Source organism: Rhodococcus sp. BP-241 (assembly GCF_019836145.1).
In the GTDB taxonomy this organism is placed as follows: Bacteria; Actinomycetota; Actinomycetes; order Mycobacteriales; family Mycobacteriaceae; genus Rhodococcoides.
Genome location: NZ_JABUEI010000016.1, coordinates 38,666 through 48,755, shown reverse-complemented (window position 1 = coordinate 48,755; position 10,090 = coordinate 38,666). Strand labels below are relative to the sequence as shown.

The window sequence follows — 10,090 nt, the reverse complement described above, 5'->3', positions numbered from 1 at the left end:
GCGCCGGATCGGACCCCTCCGCCCTCACCACCACCGCCACCCGCACCGACGGCGGTTGGCGCATCGACGGCCACAAGTGGTTCATCACCGGTGCGGACGGTGCCGGGTTCTTCATCGTCATGGCCCGCACCTCCGGCACTCCCGGCGACCGCGGCGGCGCCACGATGTTCCTCGTCCCCGCCGACACCGCCGGCGTCACCGTCGGCCGCCACATCAGCACCCTCGACCGCGCCATGATCGGCGGGCACTGCGAGGTCACCTTCGACCGCGTCGTCGTGCCGGAGGACAACGTCCTCGGCGCCGTCGACGAAGGATTCACCTACGCGCAGGTGCGCCTCGGACCCGCCCGCATGACCCACGTCATGCGCTGGCTCGGCGCCGCCCGACGCGGACACGACGTCGCCGTCGCCCACGTCGCCCACCGCGAGGGCTTCGGCAGCCGCCTCGGCGACCTCGGCATGGTGCAGAAGATGATCGCCGACAACGAGATCGACATCGCCGCCACCCGAGCCCTGCTCGTCACCGCCTGCCACGCACTCGACCTCGGCGACCCCGCGAGCAACGAGACCTCCATCGCCAAGACCTTCGCCGCCGAAGCCATCTTCCGCATCGTCGACCGCGGCGTGCAGATGTGCGGCGGACTCGGCGTCTCCGACGACCTCCCCCTCGCCCGACTCTCCCGCGAGGTCCGCCCCTTCCGCGTCTACGACGGCCCCTCCGAAGTGCACCGCTGGGCCATCGCCAAACGCGCCGTCGGCGCCGCCCGCCGCGCCGCCGCGAAGGAACAGCCGTGACCACCACCCTACCCGGCATGAACATCGCCGCACTCGAAAAGTTCATGCGCGACAACAGCATCGACATCACCGGAGAACTGCGTGTCGACCGCATCGCCGGAGGACGGTCCAACCTCACCTACCGCGCCCACGACGACACCACGTCCTGGATCGTGCGCCGCCCCCCGGTCAGCGGACTGACCCCCTCCGCCCACGACATGGCCCGCGAGTGGACCGTCACCCGCGCCCTCGCCGGCACCGACGTCCCCGTCGCCACCGCCGTCGCCTTCGACGCCGACGGCGCCACCCTCGGAGCTCCGATGACCGTCGTCGAGTTCGTCCACGGACAGGTCGTGCGCACCCGCACCGACCTCGACGCCCTCACCGACGACGACATCGCCGCCAACACCAGCGAACTCGTCCGTGTCCTCGCCGCGCTGCACGCCGTCGACCACCACGAGGTCGGACTCGCCGACTTCGGCAGACCCGACGGATTCACCGCCCGACAGGTCGCCACCTGGGGACGGCAATGGCACCGCGTCAAGACCCGCGACCTGAACGACATCGACCGACTCCACCGGGCCCTCACCGACGCCGTCCCCACCCACTGCGCCGCCGCCATCGTGCACGGCGACTACCGCGTCGACAACACCATCCTCACCCACGGTGAACCCGGAACCGTTGCCGCACTCGTCGACTGGGAGATGTCCACCCTCGGCGACCCCCTCACCGACATCGCCCTCATGTGCGCCTACCGGCAACCCATGTTCGACACCGTCCTCGGCGTCGACGCCGCCTGGACCTCCCCCCGCTACCCCGACGCCGACGACCTCGCCCAGCACTACGCCGCCGTATCCGGACGCGACCTCGCCCACTGGAACTTCTACCGCGCCCTCGCCGACTTCAAGATCGCCGTCATCGCCGAAGGCATCGCACACCGCGCCGCCACCTCCGACGACACGGACGGCACCGCCGCAGCAGCCGCCCACGCCACAGCCGAATTCGCCGCAGCCGGGCTGCGCGCGTTCTCACGGTGACCCGCAGACACCACTTCTGATCGAGAGGCCGACAGCAATGAACGACATCGAGTGCGACGTACTGGTCATCGGCGGCGGGATGGCCGGTCTGACCGCCGGAGCCCGCGCCGCGTCCGCAGGCAGATCCGTCGTCGTGGTGGAGGTCGGTGCGGATGTCGGCGGATCCGCGCGCTATGCCGGATACGTCTGGACGGCACCGGATCACACCGTCATGGACGCACAGAACCCGCACGGCAACCCTGCCCTGAGGCGACTGCTGGTGGACCGGTTCCAGGACGGCGTGCAGTGGTTACGTGACACCGGTGTGGAGGTGGGCGATGCGCAGCGAATCCTGTCCTTCGGGCGAGGACACAAGTTCGACACCAACCAGTACGTCGATCTGTGCAGGCGGATCGTCCTCGAGTCCGGCGGATCGGTCCTTCTGAACACGTGCACCGAGAGCCTGACGTTCGAGAACGGCGTCGTCACCGGCGCGGTGATCCGGACCGGCACCGCGGAACCACAGGACGTGCGGGCGGCGCACACCGTGCTCGCCACGGGCGGTTTCCAAGGGTCCGCAGCGCTGCTCGAGAAGCACGTTCATCCGAATGCAGGGCGCATGCAACTGCGCTCGAACCCCCACAGCACGGGCGTGGGCCTGACACTCGCCGAGAGCGTCGGCGCTGCCGCCGGTGCGATGAACGCCGGCTTCTACGGGCACCTGATTCCCAGCGGGGTGACCCTGACGGACCCGTCCGATTTCGTCGACATGTCGCTGTACTACAGCGAACACGCGCTCCTGTTCGATCTCGACGGGACGCGCTTCGTCGACGAGACACTCGGTGATCACCTGACGACGATGGCTCTGCTCGACCGGCGCGAGGCACGCGGGCTTCTCGTGGCGGACGCTCGCGTGCACCGGGACTGGGTCCTGGCGTCGTACGTCGAGGGCGCCGTGGCCGTCGACAAGTTCGCACTGGCGAGCAAGCGCGGGGGTCGGGTCGGACGAGCGGACACGCTCGAGGAGCTCGAATACCTACCGGAGGACTGGGGATACGACGGAGCCGCCATCGCGGCCGCGATCGCCGACTTCAACGAGTCCACCACGTCGGCGGAGGGCCCTGTGCCGGGCCGAGCGCTGGATGCGAGCCCGCTGAACGAACCGCCTTACTACGTCATCGAAGCCGTCCCGGCCGTCACTTTCCCGTTTCACGGCGTCAGAGTCGACGGCGACGCCCGTGTTCTGACACCGAACGGCGAGCCGATTCCGGGCCTGCTGGCAGCCGGTTCCGACACGGGCGGCCTGTGGAACCGCGCGTACGCAGGCGGTCTGGCGGCCGCTCTGGTGCTCGGACTCGTCGCCGCGGAGACTGCCGGGTGACCCCTCGGGAAGGATGATGCCGCCGCCGCGCTGCGCGTGTCACGGCCCCTCGCGGCCGTGGAGGGTGGCGATGATGCGCTGCGCCTCCTCCACCGACGAATGCTCCCGAGTGACCGCTCCGGCCCGCAACATCGCCGACGCGACATCGACCGCCACGGCATGCCGCGCGACCAGGATGCCGATGGCCACGCTCGTGAGATCGGTTGCCTCGTCCCCGTCCACGGTCGCCAGCGCGGCGTCGCCTGCGACCACGGGCCCGATGACCCGCACCAGGTGTCCGATCAAGACGTCCGTTCCTGCCGGCAACGGCCCGCTCCACACCGAGCGCCGGTGCAGTTGCACGCACCCGAGGGGGGCGTCCACCGCGCCCAGTGGGAGCACCCTCACCCACCCGACATCCAATGCCACCAGGTCGTCGATCAGCAACGGCCACCGCGCCCCGTCGTGGCGGTCGTCCACGATGATCGTCCGGCCCACCGCACGGTCACTCGACACGAGATCGACATCCGCGCCGTGCAGGTACAGCAGGTCGGCGATCCTCTCCGCCGACGAGTCGGTGGTGTGCAGCACGCGTCGCGTATCGGGGTGACGCGGGGACGACACGACCACCGCGCCACCGTCCGCGCCGGCGACCCCGACGCACACGTCGACGAAATCCGACAACCGCTCCCCCGGGCCGAGTCGAGGCCCGTCGGACGCGGTCGCGTCACCGGGGTCGTTCATGGTCCATCCCTCCACCAGGCGTTCGCAGATCGACTCGCGCACGCCTCGTTCAGCTTTCCCGTCCGCGACGACGGGGGCAGGTCGCATCCTCACGAGACGGCGGACGTGCTCGCGTCCGATACGCCGCCACGACAGAATCGGCGATGCGCCCGCGGTCGGCGATGGCGAAACCATGTCCACGCGCCCACGTGCGGATCGCCGCGGTCTCCGCGCGGTCCGCTGCCGTCCGACGCCGCACCGTCGAGATGTCCTCCGACCGACGTCCTCGGGTGCTCCACTCCGTGAGCAGGCCGTGGATCTGCGCTGCGTTCTCGGACGACAGGTCGATCTCGAACCATGTTCCCCGGTAACCGAACACGACGGTGTCGTCCGCGGACATCCCGTCCAGGTCGTCGATCAGCGTCACGTCAACCTTGCGAACCACGCGGAGCTCCTCGGACACGCGTACGAACGACCACGCAGGGTGACCCCGCACGGGCCGATCTGACGTTGTATCTGTAGGTAGTAGGAAGCCGCCACACTCTGGACGCCGCTGTCTGTGCGTGTCCATACCCTGTCCGGTGCCACTCAACCTTCCGTGAGGGGATATTTTCTCTCGACTCCATGGTGATCTTCGAGCGGTGTTTCAGGGTGGTCCCCCACCGGGCACAATTCTCCGCAGGTGCCCCGCTGCACCCGGAGTTCGGTGCTCGACTGTCGAACCGACGGCGGTCGGCACCGACTTCCCGTGTTCGCGAGGCCCGTCACCGGTCGGCGCGACCTGAGACAGTGATGGAAAGAGCGCCGTGACCACGTCGGACCCCACACCGCCCGAGCTGCGGCTCGCTCTGGCCGTCCGGGCATTTGCCGCACTCGCCGACGACGACCACGTCGCCGAGCTGCTCGATCGACTGACCGACGTCGCCTGCACCCTCGTCGATGCCGCCGACCACTGCGGCATCACGCTGTCGATCGGCGATGTCACCTTCACCGCCGCAGCCTCGAGCACGGAGATCGCGCCGATCAACGACCAGCAGTACTCCGCCGACGACGGTCCCTGTCTGCACGCGGCTCGCACGGCCGCCACCATCGTCGTCGATTGCACGGTCGACGACGATCGATGGCCGCATCTCGGACCCGCTGCTCGCCGCGTCGGCATCAACACCATGCTGTGTGCGCCGATCGTCTGCGACGATCGGCCGGTCGGATCGCTGACCCTGTTCGCCCGTGCACCACAGGGTTTCGACGATCTCGATCACCGCCTCGTCGAGCTGCTCGCGGGAGTGACAGCGGATGCTCTCGAGAGGGCTCGACGTCGCCGCGAACTACACGGAACCATCGCCGGACTACGGGACGCGCTGGTGCACAGGGCTCCCATCGAACAGGCCAAGGGCATTCTGATGGCACTGCGTGGCATCGACGAGGATGCGGCCTTCACTGTGCTGTCGACCCGCTCCCAACATCTCAATCGCAAGGTGCGCGACATCGCCACCGAGTTCGTCGAGTCCGTCAGCGCCGCCGCGCCGACCGGCGATCTCTGACCGTCGGCGGAGGCGCCGTCGCGGTGCAGACAGAGTCGGTGGGACCGCCCCGACGTCCGAGCGAGAGCAGCAGCGGAGTTGCTCGCGACGCGTGATCAGCCCACACTTCTTGCAGAATATGCATTGCATATGCAATATTCGCAGTACGCACGTGGGCGGGCCGGGTGCGAAGACCGGAGGGGGTTCCATGATCACGGTGACCAGTGCCGCAGGCGGTGTCGGACGGCTGCTCGTCCGACAGCTGGCATCACGGGGTGTTCCGATACGAGCGGTGGTGAAGAATGACGACCAGGCCCGTACGACTCGGCGGGACGGGGCCACCGAGGCCGTCGTGGGCGATCTGAAAGCCCCGCAGACACTCGACACGGCCCTCGCCGGCACGACCGTCCTGTACCACGCGGCTCCGACCCAGATCATCGACGAGCGACCCATCATCGATCACCTCATCGCTTCAGGACCATCACATGGTCTGCAGCACATCGTGTTCCACTCGGTGATCCATCCCGAACTGCACCAGCTGCCACATCATCGGCAGAAGGACATCGCGGAGGGGATGCTGTTCGACAGCGCGATCCCCACCACCGTCCTGAGACCGTCGCACTACATGCAGAACTACCTCGAGGTATGGGACCTTCTGCACGCGGGCGTCATGCCGTACCCGGTCTCACCGGACAGCGTCATGGGAGTGGTCGACGTCGCCGATGCCGCCGAGGTGGCCGCCACCATCGCACTCGATCCGGCCTCACACACCGGGCGTACCTACGACCTGTCCACCGTCGAACTGACTCGCCACCAGATGGCGGCGATCTGGTCGACGGTGTTGGGCCATCGCGTGACTGCTCTTCGCATCCCGCCGTCATCGCTCAGACACAGGACAGCCGCCCTGCCCGCGCTGGGACCGATCCTCGTCGAGGCCGTCCGGGCGACCGGAATGCACTCCGCGAGCCACCTCGTGCGGGGAGTCGGCGCGGCCGCCAATCCCCGCGGCATGAACGACTGGCCGCACGATGCGCGCGAGGCGTACCGCACGATGATGTCGCACTACGACCGGCACGGACTTCCCGCCGGTGATCTGACCGTGCTTCCCGCACTGCTCGGACGCGAACCCACCTCATACGAGGATTTCGCCCGACGGTCCGCCTCCGAGCGTGGGCATCGGTCGAAGGACTCCCGAGGATGAGTCGCTCGCAGGATCCATTCCGACCGGCGCGGTCCATGGTGACCGGAGCGAGTTCCGGCATCGGGGCCGAGTTCGCCCGAGCCCTGGCCGCGCGCGGCTCCGACCTGGTGTTGGTGGCACGACGGGAGGACCGGTCGACCGCTCTCGCGGCCGAACTCGAACGTGCACACGGCATCCACTGCCGTACGGTCTCCCATGATCTGTCGGAACCCGCAGCCGGACGTCGACTGCGGACCCTGGTTCCCGAGAGACTGGACCTCGTCGTCAACAATGCCGGCTTCGCAGTACAGGGCCCGTTCGTCGACAACGATGCCGACGACCTCGCGCGGCTCCTGGCAGTCGATGTCGCTGCCGTGGTGGACATCTGCTCTGCCTTCCTCCCCGACATGATCTCCCGCGGCACCGGATCCGTCGTCAACGTCGCCAGCACGACGGCGTTCCAACCCGTTCCCACCCTCGCCGTCTACGCCGCAGCCAAGGCCTTCGTCCTGAGCTTCACGCAGTCGCTGTGGTACGAGTCCAGGCGCCACGGTGTCCGAGTGTTCGCACTCGCCCCGGGTCCGACGCGCACCGAGTTCTTCGATGTCATCGGCGAGTCCGCCGCGACGACCGGCTCGTACCAGTCACCCGCCGAGGTCGTCGCCACCGCGATGCGCGCCCTCGACGCCAGAATCTCACGTCCACAAGTCATCTCAGGACGGAGGAACGCCATCGCGGCCGCCACGGCAGCGCTGACGCCACCTCGGGTACTGCTTCCGGCGGTGGCGCGGCTGCTGCGCTGATCTCCCGAGTTGCCGTCCCCGCTCGGCCGACACGGACTGTAGTGTCACGATCATGGCCAGGGCCTCGAAGTTCACTGCGGCCGACCGTCGCGCCGCTGTGGAGCGTGCCTTCGAGGGAACAGAGAGTCCCACCGCCGTCGCATCTGATCTGGGTGTCCACCCGACCACTCTCTATCGGTGGGCCGCGTCCGACACGGCGGACGACCCGGGGCCGGCGCCGACTCGGCTCGTCCACGCCACCCAGACGCTGCTCGAACACTCCGACTACGGCGACATCACCGTGGAGGCCGTGGCGCAGCACTGCGGACTCGCGGCCCGGACCGCATTCCACCACTTCCCCACCAAACGCGACCTGTTCCACGCAGCCGTCAACGATGCCGCCACCACGCTGATCGACCGCATGGCAACGCGTTCCGAGCAGGCGACGTGGCCGGACGATCCTCTGGGACAGCTGCGATCGTTCCTGCACATCGCCGCGGCCACCATCTACGACACTCCGGCGACCCACGTGCTGTTCCGCAACATCGGTGTTCCCCGCAGCGAAGGAACCGCCGAGGGGTGGCACACCGACTTCGTCGTCGCGATCGAACAACTGCTGCACAGAGCGGCCGATGCCGGTCAGATCGAACGCCACACCGACGTGGCCGCGGCAGCGCAACTCGTGACCGGCGCCATGCGCGGGATCCACACCGCCGTGTTCGACGGCGCCTCTCCCGATGTCGCACTCGACCTGGTGGACCGCGTTCCCCTGCTGATACCCGGCCCCCGGCGAGCGTGATTCGCGGCGGTGACATAGACCTCCACACCGCATGCTCTGCACAGACGCGCCATGAAACGTGCAGGCCTCGACGGACGCTTCACCAGCTCGCTGCGGTGACTCGACCGATCTCACCCGGCCCGAGCCGATCAGCCGGCCGCTGCCCGTAACCGCTCGATCTCGCTGCGAGAGTGGCGTACGGACTCGGTGTCCTCGCCCTTCTCGCGGGCGACATCGTGCGCCAGGTCCAGAACGGCACGACGCAGATGTGTGCGGGCTCGTCGGGCATTCCGAGTGGGTGCGGACTTCACGAATGCCTTGCGTGCCTTCGTGTCCAGCACACCGTCGACCTCCGCCTCGGTCACCGCACCAGCATCGACTTCCGGGGCGAGGATGTCTCGCACGAACTGATACTCACGCGGTGCGGCCCGTCGGAACGCGATGGTCAGCACCGTGAACCCGATGACGACCGACGCCAGGAGGACCACGAAGTTTCCCAGACCGCCGCCACCGAGACCGCCGGCGTCGTCCCATGTGAAGTGGAGGAACATGCCGGCGACGACGAAGGCCGCACCACGCCCGACCCGCCGGGGTTGCGCTGCCGTCCCGATCAGATAGACGGCTCCGGTGCAGACGAGGGCACTGAACAGAGGGTGGGAGGCGAAACTGACGGCGATGCGTACGACGGACATGTGCACCGCGTTGCCCACGGAATCGGTGCCGAATGCCCGAGCAGTGGAACTCGCCGCGTAGAGGAAGTCCTCGAACACGGCAAATCCGAGCCCGATGAACGCTCCGACGATGAGGCCGTCGTTCGCGGTGCGGATGAGACGCGGGGCAAGGCTCATCAGGAGCAGGAAACCACAGAGTTTGGCCGCCTCCTCGGTGAACGGTGCCGTCGCACCTGCCGCCCAGTTCGCGCTCCATTCCTGACCGAACAGCTTGGGGTAGATGCCGAGCATCGCCGTATTGACGGTCATCGCGAAGGCAAACGTTGCCGGGACAGCGCCCCACACGAGGGCAGCGACCACGAGCCCGCCTGGTTGCCGCTCCCACCGGTCGATGTGATGGAACCAGGCGAGCCACGCGAGTCCGCACAACCCGCACAGCACCGCTGCGACCGCGAACCCTTCGGCGTAGAACCCGGCGTCGGGTGCGAAGAACGCCCACGCCTGGAACGCACCTATGGCGGTCAGCGCCAGGTAGACCCAGAAGGAGAGGTTGTGAGGCTGCACGAAGTGGAATATCGCACCCCACCCGGAGATCTCGACTGCTTCCGCTCGGCGCTGACCAGCTTCCGTGCCGACCGTCTCGGGAGACGTGCGGGGGTCGACAGTGCTCATGCGTCGTCCCCATCCACGGTACGGATGCTCGCGATCATCGCTCGGACGTCGTCGAGGGCTGCGGTCATCTGGGTGGGTGGCCCGTAGGCAGTGATGTCGACCCCTGTGCCGCCGAGAACGAAGGCCGCGATCACCCCGTCGCTTCGCACGCTGTTGTAGGGCTGCGCGACTCCGGTCTCGCCGGCCGCCGTGGTGAGAGTGGCCCTGTTCCAGTCGACCCGGAAGGTGGGGTCGTCCGTCCGGGACGTGACCTTCTACACCTGGTCGAGCAGCTGATCGGGAGTGCCGTCGTACGAGTCTGTCGACACCTGGAAGGTGATGCCGGCCCCGGCGAGGGTGGCATCGCCGAACGTGCCTCCGTCTCCGACACGGAAGCCGGACTCGACGTCGTAACCGGCGACGGGGGTGAAGACGAGGGTGTCGGTGAGTGCAAGCTGCTGCCCTGCCAGAACGGGGTCGTCCCAGTCGAGGGCAGCGTCGATGCGCGGAACCACCACGGTGAAGACCAGGAACACAGCGAGCACGACGAGCGCCGGTGGCCACGTTCGACGGTCGAGACCCAGCACACGATGTTCGACCGGTACTCGATGTCGATGTGCAGGAGCGTTCAACAGT

12 protein-coding genes are annotated in these 10,090 nt (G+C 68.1%); 7 read left to right on the top strand and 5 right to left on the bottom strand.

The annotated features are described in order from the left end of the window. The 3 genes from HQ308_RS21590 to HQ308_RS21580 form a co-directional block, all read left to right on the top strand. Positions 1 to 794: acyl-CoA dehydrogenase family protein (locus HQ308_RS21590; RefSeq protein WP_222647876.1), on the top strand; the 794-nt coding region annotated here is incomplete at its 5' end. Positions 795 to 811: 17 nt separating this feature from the next. Next, on the top strand, positions 812 to 1,810 hold the full coding sequence (locus tag HQ308_RS21585) for a phosphotransferase family protein (RefSeq protein ID WP_222647882.1): 999 nt from the start codon (positions 812 to 814) through the stop codon (positions 1,808 to 1,810). 37 nt (positions 1,811 to 1,847) lie between these two features. Beyond that, positions 1,848 to 3,170: an FAD-binding protein gene (locus tag HQ308_RS21580; RefSeq protein WP_222628075.1), complete on the top strand. Its 1,323-nt coding sequence runs from the start codon at positions 1,848 to 1,850 to the stop codon at positions 3,168 to 3,170. A gap of 39 nt (positions 3,171 to 3,209) precedes the next feature. Here HQ308_RS21580 and HQ308_RS21575 read toward each other — a convergent pair whose 3' ends face one another. Both HQ308_RS21575 and HQ308_RS21570 read right to left on the bottom strand, forming a co-directional pair. Next, positions 3,210 to 3,893, bottom strand: a complete 684-nt coding sequence (locus HQ308_RS21575) for a hypothetical protein (RefSeq protein WP_222640011.1) — start codon at positions 3,891 to 3,893, stop codon at positions 3,210 to 3,212. A 49-nt stretch (positions 3,894 to 3,942) separates the two neighbouring features. Next, positions 3,943 to 4,317: an Lsr2 family protein gene (locus HQ308_RS21570; RefSeq protein ID WP_081821111.1), complete on the bottom strand. Its 375-nt coding sequence runs from the start codon at positions 4,315 to 4,317 to the stop codon at positions 3,943 to 3,945. Positions 4,318 to 4,678: 361 nt separating this feature from the next. Between HQ308_RS21570 and HQ308_RS21565 the strand changes: the two genes are divergently transcribed. The 4 genes from HQ308_RS21565 to HQ308_RS21550 all read left to right on the top strand — a co-directional run bounded on the left by HQ308_RS21565 (position 4,679) and on the right by HQ308_RS21550 (position 8,153). Continuing rightward, positions 4,679 to 5,413: a GAF and ANTAR domain-containing protein gene (locus tag HQ308_RS21565; protein ID WP_222647875.1), complete on the top strand. Its 735-nt coding sequence runs from the start codon at positions 4,679 to 4,681 to the stop codon at positions 5,411 to 5,413. 187 nt (positions 5,414 to 5,600) lie between these two features. Beyond that, positions 5,601 to 6,593: an NmrA family NAD(P)-binding protein gene (locus tag HQ308_RS21560; protein WP_222647873.1), complete on the top strand. Its 993-nt coding sequence runs from the start codon at positions 5,601 to 5,603 to the stop codon at positions 6,591 to 6,593. Continuing rightward, the gene (locus HQ308_RS21555; protein WP_222647872.1) at positions 6,590 to 7,375 is read left to right on the top strand and encodes an SDR family oxidoreductase; all 786 of its coding nucleotides are present in this window, start codon (positions 6,590 to 6,592) and stop codon (positions 7,373 to 7,375) included. The genes HQ308_RS21560 and HQ308_RS21555 overlap by 4 nt, the downstream gene beginning before the upstream one ends. Before the next feature lie 52 nt (positions 7,376 to 7,427). Continuing rightward, the gene (locus tag HQ308_RS21550) at positions 7,428 to 8,153 is read left to right on the top strand and encodes a TetR family transcriptional regulator (protein WP_222647870.1); all 726 of its coding nucleotides are present in this window, start codon (positions 7,428 to 7,430) and stop codon (positions 8,151 to 8,153) included. A 128-nt stretch (positions 8,154 to 8,281) separates the two neighbouring features. Here the strand turns inward: HQ308_RS21550 and HQ308_RS21545 are convergent, their stop codons facing one another. From HQ308_RS21545 to HQ308_RS21535, 3 genes are all read right to left on the bottom strand, one after another. After that, positions 8,282 to 9,475 carry a PrsW family intramembrane metalloprotease gene (locus tag HQ308_RS21545; RefSeq protein WP_222647868.1) on the bottom strand — a complete coding sequence of 398 codons (1,194 nt, stop codon included), beginning with the start codon at positions 9,473 to 9,475 and terminating at the stop codon, positions 8,282 to 8,284. Further along, positions 9,472 to 9,624 (bottom strand): hypothetical protein, encoded by a 153-nt coding sequence (locus HQ308_RS21540; RefSeq protein WP_222640080.1) that lies wholly within the window; start codon positions 9,622 to 9,624, stop codon positions 9,472 to 9,474. The genes HQ308_RS21545 and HQ308_RS21540 overlap by 4 nt, the downstream gene beginning before the upstream one ends. A 105-nt stretch (positions 9,625 to 9,729) precedes the next feature. After that, positions 9,730 to 10,041, bottom strand: coding sequence for a hypothetical protein (locus HQ308_RS21535; protein ID WP_222647867.1), 312 nt, complete (start codon positions 10,039 to 10,041; stop codon positions 9,730 to 9,732). Positions 10,042 to 10,090: the final 49 nt, after the last annotated feature.

What these genes read in the sequence shown, in the direction of transcription:
- HQ308_RS21555 (WP_222647872.1), top strand. Translation starts at nt 6,590, where the DNA reads ATGAGTCGCTCGCAGGATCCATTCCGACCGGCGCGGTCCATGGTGACC.
- HQ308_RS21585 (WP_222647882.1), top strand. Translation starts at nt 812, where the DNA reads ATGAACATCGCCGCACTCGAAAAGTTCATGCGCGACAACAGCATCGAC.
- HQ308_RS21545 (WP_222647868.1), bottom strand. Translation starts at nt 9,475, where the DNA reads ATGAGCACTGTCGACCCCCGCACGTCTCCCGAGACGGTCGGCACGGAA.
- HQ308_RS21550 (WP_222647870.1), top strand. Translation starts at nt 7,428, where the DNA reads ATGGCCAGGGCCTCGAAGTTCACTGCGGCCGACCGTCGCGCCGCTGTG.
- HQ308_RS21580 (WP_222628075.1), top strand. Translation starts at nt 1,848, where the DNA reads ATGAACGACATCGAGTGCGACGTACTGGTCATCGGCGGCGGGATGGCC.
- HQ308_RS21575 (WP_222640011.1), bottom strand. Translation starts at nt 3,893, where the DNA reads ATGAACGACCCCGGTGACGCGACCGCGTCCGACGGGCCTCGACTCGGC.
- HQ308_RS21560 (WP_222647873.1), top strand. Translation starts at nt 5,601, where the DNA reads ATGATCACGGTGACCAGTGCCGCAGGCGGTGTCGGACGGCTGCTCGTC.